Consider the following 16,601-nt stretch of genomic DNA (forward strand, 5'->3'; position numbering starts at 1 on the left):
GGGATGACACGCGAGCACGTTTCCGGCGGCAGGATCTCCGCATGGGGATCACGACACGGATCGGCGCGCTCGCCGCGGAGACCGGGGCGTTGCTGCTCGCGGCGAGCTGCGCGGGGTGCGAGCATCCCGGTACCGTGCTGTGCGACTCCTGCCTGGGCGCGCTCGCTCCCGTGCCGCGGGAGGTGCGTACCCCGGACGGGCTGCGGGTCCGAGCCGCCCTGGTCTTGGACGGCCCGGCCGCTTCCTGCATCCGGCGGCTGAAGGGAGCGGGGCAGACCGTGCTGGCCCGGCCGCTGGGCGCCGCACTCGCCGCTGTGCTCCTGCCCGCCCTCGTGCCGGGGGCGTGGGTGATCCCCGTCCCCACTTCGCGGGCCGCGTTCCGCCGGCGCGGCTACCGCGTGCCCGAGCTCCTGGTGCGGCGCGCGGGCGTGGAGCCGCAACGCGTCCTCGCCGTCACCCGTCGCGTGCGGGATCAGCGGGAGCTGCCTGCTGCGGCGAGGTCCGACAACGTCCGCGGGGCGATGCGCGCGCGCCGACAGGGGCACGGTGCGCCTGCGGTCCTGGTGGACGACGTGGTGACGACGGGGGCCACGCTCGACGAGTCCACGCGAGCGCTCACCGCCGTCGGATTCGTCGTCGTCGGGGCCGTCGCGCTCGCCGCCACGCCGTCGCCGACCGAATCCGGATGAGGTTCATCGGAGACTCACCGGAGACACAGGGTCTCAGGCCGTGACATCCGGCGCGGGTCGGACTACGGTGGGGTGTCACAAGGCGACCACGGTCCGCCCTTGGCCGGGTGGACCGGGACAAGGAGGCAGCAATGGAAACGAGCATCGTGGGCGTCGGAGTGGGCATCACCGATCGCTTCCGCACCGTCGTCGAAGAGAAGATCGCCAAGATCCAGACACTCGCCGCCAAGGCGCAACGACTGGAGGTGAAGGTCACGCACCGGGTCTACCGCAACGGGCGCATCCCGGACGAGACGGTCGAGCTGACGCTGGTCGGCAAGGGCCCGGTGGTCCGTGCCGAGGCCGTCGACGGCGACAAGTTCGTGGCGCTCGACCTCGCGATCGACAAGATGACGGAGCAGCTGCGCCGCGCGAAAGAGAAGCGCGTCGACGGACGACAGCATCCGCGCGGCCCGCACTTCGAGAAGGGCAGCGGTTCGCTCGAGGGCATCGACGTGCAGCCCGCCTCCGCTGAGGTGCTGCACGCGGTCGCGACCGGCAGCATCCCGGTGCAGAGCGAGGAGGAGGAGGACTACTCGCCTGTCGTCATCCGCACGAAGAGCTTCGAGGCGGAGTGGATGACGGTGGAGGAGGCCGTCGACCGGATGGAGCTCGTCGGGCACGACTTCTTCCTCTTCGTCGATGCGCGCACCGACCACCCGAGCGTGGTCTACCGCCGCAAGGGCTGGGACTACGGAGTCATCGCTCTGAGCACGCAGGCTCCGCCCGCCGAGGCGCTCGCCTCCTGATACGACCGAGAACGGCCCGACCCCCGCGGGGGTCGGGCCGTTCTCGTGCGGGGACCGGACGGCGTCAGTCGAAGATGCCGTCGAGGATGCTGCCGATGACGAGCCCGCCGAGGATGCCGGAGGCGAGATCGCCGCCACCCATCCCGCCGCCGCGGCGCGGACCGCCGCCCCAGCCGCCGCCGCCCCAGTCCTGATCCTGCGGGCGGGACGAGTCGATGTCCCGCTGCGCGAGCTGGAGGGCCTCCGCGGCGAGGTGCGCGACCCGGCGGGCCTGGGCGAGCGCCGCCTCGCGAGTCTCTTCGGCAGGAAGCAGGGCCGGGAGATCGACGCGGAGTCGTTCCGCCTCGGCGAGACGGGTACGCGCATCGGCGCCGATCCATCCGCGATGTCCGGCGATGAGCCCGCGGGCGACGCCCAGCTGGCGGTCGGCGTCGTCGATCGCGTGCTGGACCTGCGCGATGCTCGGCAGCGGATTCTCGGCGCGATGCCGGGCCGTGGCGATCGCCTCGTCGAGACCGGCGTTGGCCTCGCGCAGACGCGAGAGCTCGGCGAACGGGTCGTTGGGCTGGCCCGAGGGGGTGAGCGCGGCCAGGGCCGCCTGCAGTCGGGCGACGGCCTCCGCCACGGCGGGCGTGGAGGGAGCGGTCCGGGCGGCGATGAGGTCGTTGCGGGAGTCGGCGATGACCTCGGCCAGGGTCGACTCGGCGCGCAGGGCCTCGATCTCGAAGTCCTCCACCGCGTCGAGCAGGGCAGCGGCGCGACGCGTCGCCTCGGTGGCCGTCTCCAGCGCGAGGTTCGCCTCCTCGTTCTGCTTCGCGGCGCGGCGACGCTCCGAGATGTCGGCGCTGTGGGTGGCGAAACGGATCAGCTGCTCCGCCTCGGCCGCACTGGCGGTGATCTGATGCATGGCGGAGTCGGAGTAGCGCGCGGACAGCCGGGACACCGTCTCGTCCGTCTGCGGGATGCGGGCGCTCAGCGCCTCGGCGTCCGCGCGGACCTGGGCGATGATCTCGGGCGCGCGCCGCACCTTCGCGACGGACTCCGCGAGCACGGTGGTCTTCTCGTCGAGGAGGTCCTGGGCCCAGTCGCAGAGCTGCAGGATGCGCGCGTTCCGCGTGCGCAGCTCCTCGTCGGTGTCCGGGATCTCGTCGTGGTTGAGCTGGTGGAGCTGGAAGGCCTCGCGCAGGTGCGTGCGCACCGACAGCAGCGCGGCCTTGAGGTCGGCGGTCAGGGACTCGCCGAGCTCGGCCTCCGCGAAGACGAGCTCGTCGGAGGTGGTGCGGATGCGCTCGTCGGCGGCGACGAGTGCCTGTTCCGCACGCCGGGCGAGGTCTGCGTCCTGTGCGGCGAGTTCTTCCTGTTCGCGTTTGCGTCTGCCCCAAAATCCAGCCATGTGCCGATCCTAGTTTCCCGGGCGCGTGCGCGGGCTGAGCATCCGCTCCAGGCGAACGGCCGGCACCGCGGGCTGGTGCTTCAGGCAGGGAGGGCGACGGGATCGCCGCCGGCGACGGGTGAGGGCGCCGCCTTCGCGGGGCGTCCTCGCTTGGGGCGTTCGGTGGTCAGCTCCAGGGCCATCTCGGGATGGGGGTGTTGCGCGAGTCGGGCCTCCGCCTGGTCGAGCCACCGGAGTTCGGCCTCCGCGGCGCAGACGAGCGAGTCGAGGACGAGCGACCACGCGAGATCCTCGGGGCTGCCCGCCGCGAGCCCGGGGGAGGGCGTGCGGCGCAGCTCCTCCAGCCGCTGCTGCGAGGCGTCCCGCTGGCGGCGGAGGATGGTCGCGGCGTCCACTCCGGGCAACGTCGCGGCGACCGCGAGCTTCACGGCGAGCTCCTCGCGCGTCGCCGGAGCGCGGAGCACCGGAGCGGCGAGCCAGCGCGCCGCTTCGGCCGAGCCCGCTGCGGTGATGCGCCAGTAGACGTGGCCGTGCTCGTCGGCCTCCCCGCGCTGGACCAGCCCGTCGCGCTCGAGCCGCTCCAGGGTGTTGTAGATCTGGCCGACGTTGAGCGGCCAGGTCGATCCGGTCCGGCGGTCGAACTCGTGGCGCAGCTGGTAGCCGTAGCAGGGGCCCTGATCGAGGATGGCGAGCAGGCTCTGGCGTACGGACATGACCGGTCTCCTGAAAGCTGGCGGATGGAAAGCAGTGCCGAGTATATGCATACCGGGCAACTTCCCGGACGCGGCGCGGCGGACCCATGCAGGCGACGTGGAGGTCACAGGCCGGTAACATGGCAAAGTATGCCTGGCGCTCGCCTCACGGCGGCCGGCGAATGACCCAATGACAGGGAGATGACATCCGTGGCGAATCCTCTTGAGAAGCTGCTGCGCGCAGGTGAGGGGCGGATCATCCGCCGTCTGAACCAGGTGGTGAAGGCGGTGAACGCCCTCGAGGAGGACATCTCCCAGCTCACGGACGACGAGCTGCGCAACGAGACCGCCGAGCTGCGTGCCCGCTACGAGAAGGGCGAGACGCTCGACCAGCTCATGCCAGAGGCCTTCGCCGCGGTGCGCGAGGCCGCCAAACGGACGCTCGGCATGCGCGCCTACGACGTGCAGATCATGGGTGGCGCCGCCCTGCACCTCGGGAACATCGCCGAGATGAAGACCGGTGAGGGCAAGACCCTCGTCGCCACCTTCCCCGCGTACCTGAACGCGATCGCCGGCGAGGGCGTGCACGTCATCACCGTGAACGACTTCCTCGCGAGCTACCAGGCAGAGCTCATGGGCCGTGTCTACCGCGCCCTCGGCATGACGACGGGCATCATCGTGTCCGGTCAGACGCCCGCCGTGCGCCGCGAGCAGTACGCGGCCGACATCACCTACGGCACGAACAACGAGTTCGGCTTCGACTACCTCCGCGACAACATGGCCTGGCGCAAGGAGGACCTCGTCCAGCGCGAGCACTTCTTCGCGATCGTCGACGAGGTGGACTCCATCCTCATCGACGAGGCGCGCACGCCGCTCATCATCTCCGGGCCGTCCTCCGGCGAGGCGAACCGCTGGTTCGCGGAGTTCGCCAAGATCGCTCGCACGCTCGTCGCCGGCGAGGACTACGAGGTCGACGAGAAGAAGCGCACCGTCGGCGTCCTGGAGCCGGGCATCGAGAAGGTCGAGGACTACCTCGGCATCGACAACCTCTACGAGTCCGCCAACACGCCGCTCATCTCGTTCCTGAACAACTCGATCAAGGCGCTCGCGCTGTTCAAGAAGGACACCGACTACGTCGTGATGAACGACGAGGTCATGATCGTCGACGAGCACACCGGGCGCATCCTCGTGGGACGCCGCTACAACGAGGGCATCCACCAGGCGATCGAGGCGAAGGAGGGGGTGCCGGTCAAGGCCGAGAACCAGACCCTCGCCACCGTCACGCTGCAGAACTACTTCCGCCTCTACGACAAGCTCGCCGGCATGACCGGTACCGCCGAGACCGAGGCCGCCGAGTTCATGTCGACGTACAAGCTCGGCGTCATCCCGATCCCGACCAACAAGCCGATGATCCGCAAGGACCAGCCGGACCTGGTGTACAAGAACGAAGCCGCGAAGTTCGCGCAGGTCGTCGAGGACATCGCGGAGCGCCACGCGAGCGGGCAGCCGGTGCTCGTCGGCACCACCAGCGTCGAGAAGAGCGAGTACCTGTCGCGCCTGCTCGCCAAGAAGGGCGTCAAGCACGAGGTCCTGAACGCGAAGAACCACGCCCGTGAGGCGGAGATCGTCGCCCGCGCCGGCCGCCTCGGCGCCGTGACGGTCGCGACGAACATGGCCGGACGAGGCACCGACATCATGCTCGGCGGAAACGCCGAGTTCCTCGCGGTGCAGGAGCTCAAGGCGAAGGGACTCGACCCGGTGGAGACGCCGGAGGAGTACGAGGTCGCGTGGGACGAGACCTACGAGACCATGAAGAAGGTGGTCGAGGAGGAGGCCGAGAAGGTCATCGAAGCCGGCGGCCTCTACGTGCTCGGCACCGAGCGCCACGAGTCGCGCCGCATCGACAACCAGCTGCGCGGTCGGTCCGGTCGCCAGGGCGACCCCGGCGAGAGCCGCTTCTACCTGAGCCTCACCGACGACCTCATGCGGCTGTTCCAGTCCGGCGCCGCCGAGGCGATCCTCGCCCGCACGAACTTCCCTGACGACGTGCCGATCGAGTCGGGTCTCGTGTCCCGGGCGATCCGCAGCGCGCAGTCGCAGGTCGAGGCCCGCAACGCCGAGATGCGCAAGAACGTCCTCAAGTACGACGACGTCCTCAACCGTCAGCGCGAGGCGATCTATGCCGACCGCCGCCACATCCTCCAGGGCGACGACATCGCCGATCGGGTGCAGCACTTCATCGAGGACGCGATCAGCGGCGTCGTGAAGGACCACACCGGCGAGGGCCACAACGAGAGCTGGGACTTCGACGCCCTCTGGACCGAGCTGAAGACCCTGTACCCGGTGAGCGTCACGATCGACGAGGTCGTGTCGGAGGCCGCAGGACGCAAGGGCGGCATCACCGCCGAGGGCCTGACGCGCGAGCTGCTCTCGGATGCGAAGATCGCCTACGAGAAGCGCGAGGAGTCGCTGGGCGAGGCCGCGACCCGCGAGCTCGAGCGTCGCGTCGTCCTGCAGGTGCTCGACCGCCGCTGGCGCGACCACCTGTACGAGATGGACTACCTCAAGGACGGCATCGGCCTCCGGGCGATGGCGCAGCGCGATCCGCTCATCGAGTACCAGCGCGAGGGCTACGCGATGTTCCAGTCGATGATGGGCCAGATCAAGGAGGAGTCGGTCGGCTACCTCTACAACCTCGAGGTCGAGGTCCGTCGCGCCGGCGACGCCGAGACGGCGGAGGTCGAGGCCAAGGGGCTCGCCACCGACGGGGGAGAGCAGCGCCTGGAGTACTCGGCGGCGAACGACGCCGGCGAGGTCGAGGTCCGCAACGACCGCGGGCAGGTGCAGCAGGCCGCGACCGACCGGATGCGCCAGGCTGCGGCTCGGGCGCAGGCTCCGCAGCAGGCCGAGCCGGAGGACGCCCCGCGCGGCGCCTTCGGGCAGCGCACGGAGGCGGCCGCCCCGGCGGCGGGCAACCGCGAGCAGCGGCGCGCGCAGAGCAAGAAGAAGAAGTAGGCCTTCGGGTGACGAGGAGGGCCAGTCCGTGCGGATTGGCCCTCCTGTCGTCCCTGTAGGCTTGATCGATGACACCATCGCGCACCTTCGACCAGTCGTCGAAGCTCAAGAACGTCCTGTACGAGATCCGCGGAAACGCCCTCGTCGAGGCGGCGCGATTGGAAGCAGAGGGCCACCGGATCCTCAAGCTCAACACCGGCAATCCCGCGATCTTCGGCTTCGACGCCCCGCATCAGATCGTGCACGACATGCTCGCCGCGCTCCCCACGGCCCACGGGTACAGCGACAGCAAGGGCATCATCTCCGCCCGGCGTGCCGTGGTGAGCAGGTACGAGGAGATCGACGGGTTCCCCCGTTTCGATCCCGATGACGTGTACCTCGGCAACGGGGTCTCCGAGCTCATCACCATGACCATGCAGGCGCTGCTGGACGAGGGGGACGAGGTCCTCATCCCCGCGCCCGACTACCCGCTGTGGACGGCCATGACCAGCCTCGCGGGTGGCACGCCCGTCCATTACCTCTGCGACGAGGACGCGGGCTGGCAGCCCGACCTCGAGGACATCCGGTCGAAGATCACGCCGCGGACCAAGGCGCTCGTGATCATCAACCCGAACAACCCCACCGGCGTGGTCTACTCCCGGCAGGTGCTGGAGGGCCTCGTGCAGATCGCGCGCGAGCACCAGCTCCTCATCCTCTCCGACGAGATCTACGACCGCATCCTGTTCGACGACGCGGTGCACATCCCGACGGCGACCCTGGCCCCCGACCTGCTCTGCCTCACGTTCAACGGGCTCTCCAAGACCTACCGCGTGGCCGGCTACCGGTCCGGTTGGATGGTCGTCACGGGCCCGCAGGACCACGCCAAGGGCTTCATCGAGGGCATCACGCTGCTGGCCTCGACCCGGCTCTGCCCGAACGTCCCGGCGCAGCACGCCGTCCAGGCGGCGCTGTCCGGCGTGCAGTCGATCGACGCCCTGATCGCCCCGACCGGGCGGCTGCACGAGCAGCGCGACATCGCCTGGGAGGGGCTGGAGGCCATCCCCGGTGTGTCCTGCGTGAAGCCTCAGGGCGCCCTCTACGCGTTCCCCCGACTGGACCCGAACGTGCACGAGATCCGCGACGACGCCAAGCTCGTCTACGATCTGCTGGTGTCCGAGCACATCCTGCTCGTGCAGGGGACGGGCTTCAACTGGCCGACGCCGGATCACCTGCGCCTCGTGACCCTGCCAGAGCCGCGAGTGCTGAGCGAAGCCGTCGAGCGCCTCGGGAACTTCCTGTCGAGCTACCGGCAGTAGTCTCCCCGGAGACGGAGCGGTCGAGGTCGGCCGCGAGCCGGCGCACGGCGGCGACCAGCGCCGACCGCGGCGCGACATCGGAGATCGGCCGGGCATGCAGGAGAGCCGCATCGACGGCACGGCGGTCCAGCGGGAGGAAGGCGATATCGGTGAGCCCGGCGAACCGCTCCAGCGTGCGTCGGATCTGACTTCGGGCGTCGAGGCCGAGCGGCCCGGGACGGACCTGGTTCACGACGACCGTCACCGGCGTCTGGCCGACCAGACGCCGCAGCTCTGCATGGTCCCGCAGGAAGCGGCTGACCCCCAGCGGGTCCGCCAGGGCCACGGCCACGACCCGGTCCGCCTCGCTCAACGTCGCGACGGTCGCGGCGTGTCGCCGCGGGCCGACCACGTCGTACATCGCCTCCTCGTCCGTGTCGACGGCGGCCGAGACGTCCACCACGGTCTCTTCCGCCCACCTCCGGCAGACCGACAGCGTCGCCCGCATCCGCGCGTCGGAGAGCTCGGGCCAGCGGCTCGGACGGTTGAGGCCCGCCAGCACGTCGACCTCGGCGCCGCCTGCGGCGAGCCGGGCGGACAGGCGGGTCAGTTCGGCCGGATCGAGCGCACCGGCCTCGGCGCGACGGCAGGCTGCCGCGAGCCCTGGGGCGTCGTCGTCCATCCCGAGGAGCAGAGCCAGAGAGGGCGCCACGGTGTCGGCGTCGATCAGCGCCGTCCGGCGCCCGCGCCGCGCGAGTTCCACGGCGAGCTGAACGGCGATCGTGGAGCGTCCTGGCGCTCCGTGCGAGCCCCAGATGGCCGTGAGGCGGGACGCCGCCCTCGGCGGGCCCGTGACAGGGTGCCGCACGTCGGTGGAGAGCGCTGCAGCGATCTCCCATCCCGGAGCATCCGTGCGCAGGGGCGGGGCCAGGCCCATCCGCATGACCGCCCGGCTGTCCGTGCCTCCGAGGGTGACGATGCGGACGCCGGCGCGATCGCACGCCGAAAGGAGTTCGGGGGTCAGCACAGCCCTGGTCGCGGGGGCGACGACAGCCTCCACGTCCGGTCGCAGACGGGCGATGATCGCGGAAGCGGACGCGGATGGGAGGCTGAGGGCGGAGACGCCCTCCCATTCGAGTTCGGCGACCAGCTCGTCGGCTCGAGGCTGGGTCACGGCGAGGAGGACGACGCTCACGACCCGGCTCCGACCGGGACGACGGAGAGCGCGGCGCCACCGGTGACCGCGGCGAGGACCGCAGCGACGTCGCTCCGATCGATCACGATCTCCAGCTCCGCCGCATTCTCCGCCAGCAGTCCCTCCGGCTCGAGGACAGCGCGGACGACGACGTCCCCCACGAGGATGCGGGGTTCATCGTACGAGCGTCCGTCCTCGCGCAGCGGTGCCTGCCAGATCTCCACCTCGGTTCCCGCCGCGACGTCCTCCGGGAGACCCACGCTGCTCTCGACGACGACCGTGGTGGTGCGACTGTCCGAGGCCGCGGTCATCGCCGTCCTTGGCACCAGCTCGCCCTCCGTCAGCGTTCGGACGGCGACCTGTCCCGCAGGGAGCTGATCCGGCCGGAGGTACTCGTCGGACACCGCGCCGAGCGCCACATCGACCGTCTCGAAATCGGCGGCACGGAGGACCTCCCCGCGAGCGATCGTGCGTCGTGCCTGGAGCACCGGGACCGCCTGGTCGGACGAGGTGAGGACGAACCAGACGCCGGCGATCGATGCGAGGACGAGCACGATACCCACCGCGAAGCGGGCATCACCGCGGAAGCGACGAGGGGAGCGGGAGAGCGGGGCCATGGCGATATGGTCACAGACGCAGGGTTCTGGGCCGTCGAGTTATCCACAGGCTCGCGCCTGCCCGTACGGCGCGCGCCGTGGGCACCCAGAATGAGGGCATGACACCCCCGCACCCGCACACCCCCCGGTTCCTCGCGCCAGCGCAGGTGGCAGAGCTGCTGAGCATCGACGTGGACGAGGTCATCGCGCTCGTCCACGCCGGTCATCTTCGCGGTGCCCCCCTGGGCGCTCCCGCGCGCTGGCGCATCGAGGAGCCGAGCATCGAGGAGTACCTGGCCGCGCAGACGGAGGAGGCGCGCCGGATGGCCCTGTGGCGGCAGTCGCAGGCCGCGAGCTTCCCCGAGCTGTGGGGCTCCTCCGCGGCGCGGCACCGCTGAGCGTCAGAGCGTCGCCGTCCCCTGCACCCGGATCGCCGCCAGCGCCGCGTACGGCACCATCCTGAATCCTCGGACGGCGTCGGCCCGACGAGCTGCGCCGCTGTCGTGCTCGGCGAGGTCGAGGTGATCGGCGGCGGCGCGATCGATGGTCCCGTGGAGGTCGTCCCCGACAAGGAGACGGAGGTGCACCGGGAGGCGACGACGCGCGAGGTCGCGGAGAGCGAAACCCAGCGACATCCGCTCGCGGAGCGTCGGCGCTCCCTGGCTCTCGTCGACGAGGCTGCTCAGCATCGAGCCATGGTCGACGGTGAGCCCGAGGACCGACGTCATCGGGATCAGCAGCATGGAGCTCGGCACGCGCGCGCCCTGGGGCACCCGGGAGACGGCGGCGAGCCAGTCCACTCCCAAGGACCGCAGCCCGACGGGGACACGGGCGCCGTCGGCGAGGTGGAGCGTCGTGTCGGTGCGCTCGTCGCACAGATGACGCAATCGTGCGCGCAGATCGAGCCGGGCGATGCGGAGCCGCTCGGATTCGGCGTCGCGGGCGGCGCGTTCCGCCTCCCACTCCGCGGCGAGCTGTCCTTCCAAGTCGTCGAAGAGGGATTCCCAGTGCACCCGACCGAGCGTAGGGGCGGGCGTCGCCTCCTCCGAGTTATCCACATCCCTGCCGAGACCGCACTCCTTCCGGCCCGTGCTGCGGTCGTCTACGGGTTGTCCACAGACCTGGGCCGGTGGAGCCCGTGCCGCACCGGGAACGTGTTCTACTGACGGCTCGCCGACCCCTTCGAAGGGAGATCGAGATGATGCTGGCCGAGTACTTCGGACCGCAGCCCACCCCGGCCGATGAGCTTCCGGACCCCGCACTTCTCGTGCGGAGCCTCACCCAGGGCGCGCTCGAGGCTCTCGCGGGGGTGCGGGAGGTGGACCAGCTCGCCCGGTGGTTCAGCGAGGAGGCCTACCGCAGCGTGGTCGTCCGGGCCAACCTCGCCGCCCGTGCGCGCAGCGCTCGTGGTGTCGCGCCGACGCGGCCCACCTTCGTCATCCGCACTGTGCGGGTGACCCACCCGCGGGACGGCATCGTGGAGGCTGTCGTGGTGGTGGCGGGACCGGGGCGCACGCGCGCGGTGGCCCTCCGGCTGGAAGGGCTCGACCACCGGTGGCGCGCGACGTCGCTCGCCATCCTCTGAGGCGGGGGAGCCTAGGCTGGTGAGGTGTCAACCCTCAGTGATCTCGCCCAGGCCCAGGGCCTTCTGACCGACGACGACGTGGAGTGGCTGCACCGGCTCGCCGGTGACGGACAGCTCCTCGCGGACCTCGCCTCCGCCGACATCGTCCTGTGGATCCAGACGGACGACGGATCGTTCGTCGCCGTCGCGCACGCACGACCGAGCGGCGCGGCGACGCTGTTCTACCGCGACATCGTCGGGGAGCGGGTGCGTCCGCAGTGGCGCACGCAGGTGCAGGGTGCCTTCGAGTCGGCGGAGATCGTGGACTCCTCCTCACCCGACTGGTTCGAGGAGACACCGACCAGGGTCCGCGCCGTCCCGATCGTCATCGAGCGTCGGGGTGAGGACAAGGCTCCTCGCGTGATCGGCGTGGTCACACGGCACACCAACCTCGGGGAGGTGCGCACGCCGTCGCGTCAGCAGATCACCTTCGACGAGTGTGCCAACGACCTGTTCCGCATGATCGCGGACGGCAGCTTCCCGGACCCGGCAGCCCCCACGTCACCGCGCCGTGGCGCTCCCCGGGCGTCCGACGGGCTGATCCGGATCGACGTGGACGGCATCACGACCTTCGCCAGCCCCAACGCCCTGTCCGCGTTCAATCGGATGGGCTTCGACGACGAGTTGGAGGGGGAGTCCCTTGCCGAGGTGACCACCCGGCTCGTGCCGCCCTCCCGGCAGGTCGACGAGTCGCTGCCCGTGGTGGTGACCGGTCGGGCGCCTTGGCGGACGGACATCGAGGCGCGTGGCGTGACGGTCTCGCTCCGCGCCATCCCCCTGAAGGATCACGGCACACGCATCGGGGCCATCGTGCTCTGCCGCGACGTCTCGGAGCTGCGCCACCAGGAGCAGGAACTCATCACCAAGGACGCGACGATCCGGGAGATCCACCACCGCGTCAAGAACAACCTGCAGACCGTGGCCTCCCTGCTCCGGATCCAGGCCCGACGCACGCACTCCGACGAGGCGCGGGATGCTCTCACGCAGGCCATGCGCCGTGTGGACGCGATCGCGGTCGTGCACGATACCCTCGCCCAGGGGCTGACGCAGAAAGTCGACTTCGACGAGGTCTTCCATCGCGTGCTCAAGCTCGTCGCCGAAGTGGCGTCGGCTCCCAACACGCGCGCCCGCACCCAGTCGACGGGACACTTCGGCGTGCTCCCGAGCGAGTACGCCACTCCGTTGGCCCTGGCCCTGACGGAGGTCGTGACCAATGCGGTGGAGCACGGCCTCGCCGGGCAGGAGGGTGTCGTGACCATCGACGCCAAGCGCACCGAGGACAACCTCCGCGTGACGGTCCGCGACACGGGCCACGGGCTCCCGGAGGGCCGGATCGGTCAGGGCCTGGGCACCCAGATCATCCGCACCCTGATCCAGGGCGAGCTCGGCGGCACGATCGACTGGCGGGGGAGTGAGGGCGAGGGGACCGAGGTGGTCATCGACATCCCGCTGCGCTGGCTCGAGCGCTGACGCTCTGCCCGGAACATGCAGAAGCGGCCTGAGACGATGTCTCAGGCCGCTTCGCGAATCTCAGGAGGCGCGACGGGCGCGTGCGGCGCGACGCTTGAGCGCGCGGCGCTCGTCTTCGGACAGGCCGCCCCAGACGCCCGAGTCCTGGCTGGTCTCCAGGGCGTACTGCAGGCAGATCTCGGTGACCGTGCACGTCGCGCAGACGGTCTTGGCCTTCTCGATCTGATCGACGGCCGGGCCGGTGTTCCCGACGGGGAAGAACAGTTCGGGGTCGACGGTCAGGCAGGCGGCCTTGTCACGCCAGTCCATGGGGGCTCCTCGGTGTGGATTTCATGAGATGTCGCGATGCGACCTCTCGATTCGGGCGACGGTTCGGGTTCCGCTACCCTGTTGAGATACGGGCGGATGCCCGCTGATTGTGATGCGAACGCGAACGTTCGCCCCACGCCGCTGTGGGAGCACATGACTTTCTCTATTCTGTTACATGAATACCCTGAAATCAAGGGTTTTCTCGTCATTCGATCCCCGGGAGGACACCCGTGCGCGCACCGGGAATCGCCCGCGCCGCCGCCGCCGTGCTGGCGGTGGAAGCCGTCGCCCTGCTCGTCTTCGCCGTGATCGAGCTGGCCGGACTCGGGGCCGGGGACGCCGCGTCGCTGCCGACGGCCATCGCTCTCATCGTCCTGACGCTGATCGGCGCCGCCGCGCTCGCGGCCTTCGCGTTCGGCACTCGCGCCGGACGCTCCTGGGCGCGATCGGGCGGGGTGGTGTTCCAGGTCCTCGCGATCGCCCTGGCGCTCGGCGCCCTCACGCTGCCGCCCATCCCGTGGGCCTTCGTGCTCGGACTCGGCATCCCGGCTGTCGCGGGCTTCGCGCTCCTCATAGCGAGCGCGCGCCGGGAGGGGACCCGACGCGAAGCGGAGTGAGTCCGCGCCGCCCTGTCAGGCGTCGATGCCGAGCTGCTTGCGCAGCCGCGCGACGTGGCCCGTGGCCTTCACGTTGTACTGCGCGCTCGTGATGACGCCGTCCTCGTCGAGGACGAACGTCGAGCGGATCACGCCTTCGACGACCTTGCCGTAGTTCATCTTCTCGCCCCAGGCGCCGTACGCCTCGTGCACCGCGTGGTCGGGGTCGCTGAGCAGCGGGAACGTGAGGCCGTCGCGGTCGCGGAAGGCGGCGAGCTTCGCCGGCTCGTCCCGCGAGACGCCGACGACCTGATACCCGGCGCCCTGCAGCGACGAGATGCTGTCGCGGAAGTCGCAGGCCTCCGTCGTGCACCCCGGCGTCATGGCGGCCGGGTAGAAGTACAGCACCGTCTTCGTGCCGCGCAGATCGGCCAGGCGGACGGTGTTCCCGTCCTGGTCGAGCAGGGAGAAGTCGGGGGCGGCGGTTCCGGTTTCCAGGCGTTCGGTCACGGCCCCAGCTTATCGTCCGGGGGGCTGCTCCGCCTTGTCGGCGAAGGTCTGCAGGAGGCGCTGCAGCGAGTCGAGGCGAGCGCGTCCGGTCTCGCTCAGCTCGCCGCGGTCCGCCGCCTCGATGAGGGCGCAGTCGGGAGCGTCGGGGAGGTGGGTGCAGCCGCGGGGGCAGTCCTCCGCGATGACGGCGAGCTCGGTGAAGGCGGCGAGGATGTTCGCGGGGTCGACGTGCCCGAGGCCGAAGGAGCGGACACCGGGGGTGTCGATTACCCAGCCGGAGCCGTCGGCGCTCTCGTAGCGCAGCGAGACGGTGGAGGAGGAGGTGTGACGCCCGCGGCCGGTGACCTGGTTCACGTGTCCGGTGGCGCGGCCCGCGGTGGGCACCAGGGCGTTCACCAGCGTCGACTTGCCGACACCGGAGTGTCCGACGAACACCGTCGAGTGGCCGATGAGTGCGGCGCCGATCTCGTCGACCGGCATCTCGTCCTGTGCGCTCGTGAACACACGGAGGTCGAGGCCCTCGAAGTGCGCGAGGAAGGGGGCGGGGTCGGCGAGATCGGTCTTCGTCACGACGAGGAGCGGGCGGATACCGGCGTCCAGGGCCGCGACGAGATAGCGATCGACGAGCCGGGCACGCGGCTCCGGGTCGGCGGCGGCCACGACGACGAGCATCTGGTCCGCGTTCGCGACGATCACCCGCTCGACCTCGTCGGTGTCGTCGGCGCTGCGGCGGAGGAGCGAGGTGCGCTCGACGATTCCCACGATCCGGCCGAGCGTGCCCTCGTCGCCCGAGGTGTCGCCGACGACGCGGGCCCGGTCGCCCGTGACGATCGGCGTGCGCCGCAGCTCTCGCGCGCGGGCGGCGGTGATCGTACGCTCCTGCGCGGTGTCCTCGTCGAGGAGCACGGAGTACCGGCCACGGTCGACGCCCAGGACGCGGCCGATCTGCGCGTCCTCGTGCGCGGGGCGTCGCTTGGTGCGGGGACGGTTGGCCTTCGGGTTCGGCCGGGTGCGGATGCTGCTCTCGTCGTAGTCCTCGAAGTCGTCTTCGAGGTCGTCGGCGTCGTTCAGCCAGCTCACCCGTCAGCCTCGCAGCATCCGCTCCCAGAGCATGGTGAACTCCGGGAGGGTCTTGGCGGTGGTGCCGATGTCATCGATGATCACGTCGGGGACGCGGAGGCCGATCAGCGCGCCGGTCGTCGCCATCCGGTGATCGTGGTGCGCGGCCCAGGTACCGCCCCGGAGCGGGCCGGGAACGATGCGGATGCCGTCGGGGAGCTCCTCGGCGGTCCCGCCGAGCGCGCGCAGGTTCCCGACGAGCGCCGCGATCCGGTCGGTCTCGTGGAGGCGGATGTGGCCGATGCCGCGGATGGTCGTGGGGCCGTCGGCGAAGGCCGCGAGACCGACGAGGGTCGGCGTCAGCTCGCTGGCGGCGGAGAGATCGAGATCCAGTCCGCGGATTCCGGACCCTGCCCGCACGGTGAGCACCCCGCCGTGACGGCTGACGTGCGCACCCGCCGCCTGCAGGATCTCGGGGAGCAGCGCTCCGGGCTGGGTCGAGTGCGCCGGCCAGCCGGTGATCGCGACGGAGCCTCCGGCGACGAGGGCCGCCGCGAGGAACGGGGCGGCGTTGGAGAGATCCGGCTCGATCGGGATCTCCTTGGCACGGGGGACTCCGGCCTCCACCAGCCATTCGCCCACGGCGGGACGCTCGATGCGGATGCCGCGGCGGCTCAGCGCCTCGATGGTCATGTCGATGTGCGGCAGGCTCGGCAGCCGCTCGCCCGTGTGCACGAGGTGCAGGCCGACGTCGAAACGCGGGGCCGCGAGCAGCAGCCCGGACACGAACTGGCTGGAGGCCGACGCGTCGATCTCCACGCGACCGCCGCGGATGTGGCCGTGGCCGCGGATGGTGAACGGGAGGGCCCAGGTGCCCTCGTCGTCGATGTCGACGCCGAGGTCGCGCAGGGCGCTGATGAGCCCGCCCATGGGCCGGTGCAGGGCCGTCTCGTGCGCGGTGAGGTGGACGTCCTGCTCCGCGAGGCCGGCCAGCGGCGCGATGAAGCGCATGACGGTCCCGGCCTGGCCGCAGTCGATCGTCGTGCCGCCGCGGAGCTTGCCCGGCGTGATCACGAGATCGGGACCGAACTCATGACCGGCGTCGACCTCCTCGATGCCGACGCCGAGTGCGCGGAGGGCCTCCACCATGCGCTGCGAATCGTCGGAGTGCAGCGGCGCGATCAGGCGGCCGGGGCCGTCCGCGATCGCCGCGATGAGGAGCTCGCGGTTCGTGAGGGACTTGGAGCCGGGGATCGTGAGCTCGGCGTGCACCGGGCCGTCGATCGTGGGCGCGGGGTAGGCGCCCTGCACACGGGTGGGGGAATACCTTTTGGCGCTCATCGGTTCTCACCTTAGTAAACGCAACGCCGTCCTCGTGAGAGGCGGCACCC

General features: G+C 70.8%; 17 protein-coding genes. 8 read left to right on the plus strand and 9 right to left on the minus strand.

The features are described 5' to 3' along the window. The first annotated feature begins 41 nt into the window (after positions 1-41). Both C6C15_RS06170 and hpf read left to right on the plus strand, forming a co-directional pair. Positions 42-689: a ComF family protein gene (locus tag C6C15_RS06170; RefSeq protein ID WP_060923276.1), complete on the plus strand. Its 648-nt coding sequence runs from the start codon at positions 42-44 to the stop codon at positions 687-689. 131 nt (positions 690-820) lie between these two features. Continuing rightward, on the plus strand, positions 821-1,477 hold the full coding sequence (gene hpf, locus C6C15_RS06175) for a ribosome hibernation-promoting factor, HPF/YfiA family (protein WP_105949563.1): 657 nt from the start codon (positions 821-823) through the stop codon (positions 1,475-1,477). A 64-nt stretch (positions 1,478-1,541) separates the two neighbouring features. Here the strand turns inward: hpf and C6C15_RS06180 are convergent, their stop codons facing one another. Next, positions 1,542-2,870, minus strand: a complete 1,329-nt coding sequence (locus C6C15_RS06180) for a hypothetical protein (RefSeq protein ID WP_105949564.1) — start codon at positions 2,868-2,870, stop codon at positions 1,542-1,544. 80 nt (positions 2,871-2,950) lie between these two features. Beyond that, complete coding sequence (locus C6C15_RS06185; RefSeq protein WP_083371053.1) at positions 2,951-3,583, minus strand: PadR family transcriptional regulator; 633 nt, start codon at positions 3,581-3,583, stop codon at positions 2,951-2,953. 189 nt (positions 3,584-3,772) lie between these two features. On the opposite strand from C6C15_RS06185, the gene secA reads away from it, so the two are divergent. Both secA and C6C15_RS06195 read left to right on the plus strand, forming a co-directional pair. Then, positions 3,773-6,577: a preprotein translocase subunit SecA gene (gene secA / locus C6C15_RS06190; RefSeq protein WP_105950774.1), complete on the plus strand. Its 2,805-nt coding sequence runs from the start codon at positions 3,773-3,775 to the stop codon at positions 6,575-6,577. 68 nt (positions 6,578-6,645) lie between these two features. Further along, a complete protein-coding gene (locus tag C6C15_RS06195; protein ID WP_060923649.1) occupies positions 6,646-7,872 on the plus strand; it encodes a pyridoxal phosphate-dependent aminotransferase in 1,227 nt (408 codons plus the stop codon). On the opposite strand, the gene C6C15_RS06200 is transcribed toward C6C15_RS06195, so the two are convergent. After that, a complete protein-coding gene (locus tag C6C15_RS06200; protein WP_105949565.1) occupies positions 7,763-9,046 on the minus strand; it encodes an AAA family ATPase in 1,284 nt (427 codons plus the stop codon). The two genes, C6C15_RS06195 and C6C15_RS06200, sit on opposite strands and share 110 nt — an antisense overlap. Next, positions 9,043-9,663: an SAF domain-containing protein gene (locus C6C15_RS06205; RefSeq protein ID WP_060923182.1), complete on the minus strand. Its 621-nt coding sequence runs from the start codon at positions 9,661-9,663 to the stop codon at positions 9,043-9,045. The genes C6C15_RS06200 and C6C15_RS06205 overlap by 4 nt, the downstream gene beginning before the upstream one ends. A 98-nt stretch (positions 9,664-9,761) precedes the next feature. Between C6C15_RS06205 and C6C15_RS06210 the strand changes: the two genes are divergently transcribed. Further along, complete coding sequence (locus C6C15_RS06210; protein ID WP_060923181.1) at positions 9,762-10,040, plus strand: helix-turn-helix domain-containing protein; 279 nt, start codon at positions 9,762-9,764, stop codon at positions 10,038-10,040. A gap of 3 nt (positions 10,041-10,043) precedes the next feature. On the opposite strand, the gene C6C15_RS06215 is transcribed toward C6C15_RS06210, so the two are convergent. Then, entirely contained in the window at positions 10,044-10,655 is a 612-nt protein-coding gene (locus C6C15_RS06215) for a hypothetical protein (RefSeq protein ID WP_060923180.1), read from the minus strand. Positions 10,656-10,840: 185 nt separating this feature from the next. Here C6C15_RS06215 and C6C15_RS06220 point away from each other — a divergent pair, with 185 nt between their 5' ends. Both C6C15_RS06220 and C6C15_RS06225 read left to right on the plus strand, forming a co-directional pair. Beyond that, positions 10,841-11,227, plus strand: a complete 387-nt coding sequence (locus C6C15_RS06220) for an Rv3235 family protein (protein WP_105949566.1) — start codon at positions 10,841-10,843, stop codon at positions 11,225-11,227. Positions 11,228-11,251: 24 nt separating this feature from the next. Continuing rightward, positions 11,252-12,736 (plus strand): sensor histidine kinase, encoded by a 1,485-nt coding sequence (locus C6C15_RS06225; protein ID WP_060923178.1) that lies wholly within the window; start codon positions 11,252-11,254, stop codon positions 12,734-12,736. A gap of 60 nt (positions 12,737-12,796) precedes the next feature. Here the strand turns inward: C6C15_RS06225 and C6C15_RS06230 are convergent, their stop codons facing one another. Then, entirely contained in the window at positions 12,797-13,045 is a 249-nt protein-coding gene (locus tag C6C15_RS06230; protein WP_017203224.1) for a WhiB family transcriptional regulator, read from the minus strand. Between the two features lie 230 nt (positions 13,046-13,275). Between C6C15_RS06230 and C6C15_RS06235 the strand changes: the two genes are divergently transcribed. After that, on the plus strand, positions 13,276-13,662 hold the full coding sequence (locus tag C6C15_RS06235; protein ID WP_105949567.1) for a hypothetical protein: 387 nt from the start codon (positions 13,276-13,278) through the stop codon (positions 13,660-13,662). A gap of 15 nt (positions 13,663-13,677) precedes the next feature. Here the strand turns inward: C6C15_RS06235 and bcp are convergent, their stop codons facing one another. The 3 genes from bcp to aroA are packed head-to-tail and all read right to left on the minus strand — an operon-like array spanning position 13,678 to position 16,551. Next, positions 13,678-14,151, minus strand: coding sequence for a thioredoxin-dependent thiol peroxidase (bcp, locus tag C6C15_RS06240; RefSeq protein ID WP_105949568.1), 474 nt, complete (start codon positions 14,149-14,151; stop codon positions 13,678-13,680). A 9-nt stretch (positions 14,152-14,160) separates the two neighbouring features. Beyond that, positions 14,161-15,231, minus strand: a complete 1,071-nt coding sequence (gene rsgA, locus C6C15_RS06245) for a ribosome small subunit-dependent GTPase A (RefSeq protein ID WP_060923175.1) — start codon at positions 15,229-15,231, stop codon at positions 14,161-14,163. 3 nt (positions 15,232-15,234) lie between these two features. Further along, on the minus strand, positions 15,235-16,551 hold the full coding sequence (gene aroA / locus C6C15_RS06250; protein ID WP_105949569.1) for a 3-phosphoshikimate 1-carboxyvinyltransferase: 1,317 nt from the start codon (positions 16,549-16,551) through the stop codon (positions 15,235-15,237). Positions 16,552-16,601 lie beyond the last annotated feature (50 nt).

Source organism: Microbacterium sp. str. 'China' (assembly GCF_002993305.1).
GTDB lineage: Bacteria > Actinomycetota > Actinomycetes > Actinomycetales > Microbacteriaceae > Microbacterium > Microbacterium paraoxydans.

Coding starts and splice junctions, on each gene's coding strand:
- C6C15_RS06205 (WP_060923182.1), bottom strand. CDS start 9,663: ATGGCCCCGCTCTCCCGCTCCCCTCGTCGCTTCCGCGGTGATGCCCGC.
- C6C15_RS06180 (WP_105949564.1), bottom strand. CDS start 2,870: ATGGCTGGATTTTGGGGCAGACGCAAACGCGAACAGGAAGAACTCGCC.
- hpf (WP_105949563.1), top strand. CDS start 821: ATGGAAACGAGCATCGTGGGCGTCGGAGTGGGCATCACCGATCGCTTC.
- C6C15_RS06195 (WP_060923649.1), top strand. CDS start 6,646: ATGACACCATCGCGCACCTTCGACCAGTCGTCGAAGCTCAAGAACGTC.
- C6C15_RS06210 (WP_060923181.1), top strand. CDS start 9,762: ATGACACCCCCGCACCCGCACACCCCCCGGTTCCTCGCGCCAGCGCAG.
- C6C15_RS06170 (WP_060923276.1), top strand. CDS start 42: ATGGGGATCACGACACGGATCGGCGCGCTCGCCGCGGAGACCGGGGCG.
- C6C15_RS06185 (WP_083371053.1), bottom strand. CDS start 3,583: ATGTCCGTACGCCAGAGCCTGCTCGCCATCCTCGATCAGGGCCCCTGC.
- C6C15_RS06230 (WP_017203224.1), bottom strand. CDS start 13,045: ATGGACTGGCGTGACAAGGCCGCCTGCCTGACCGTCGACCCCGAACTG.
- C6C15_RS06220 (WP_105949566.1), top strand. CDS start 10,841: ATGATGCTGGCCGAGTACTTCGGACCGCAGCCCACCCCGGCCGATGAG.
- aroA (WP_105949569.1), bottom strand. CDS start 16,551: ATGAGCGCCAAAAGGTATTCCCCCACCCGTGTGCAGGGCGCCTACCCC.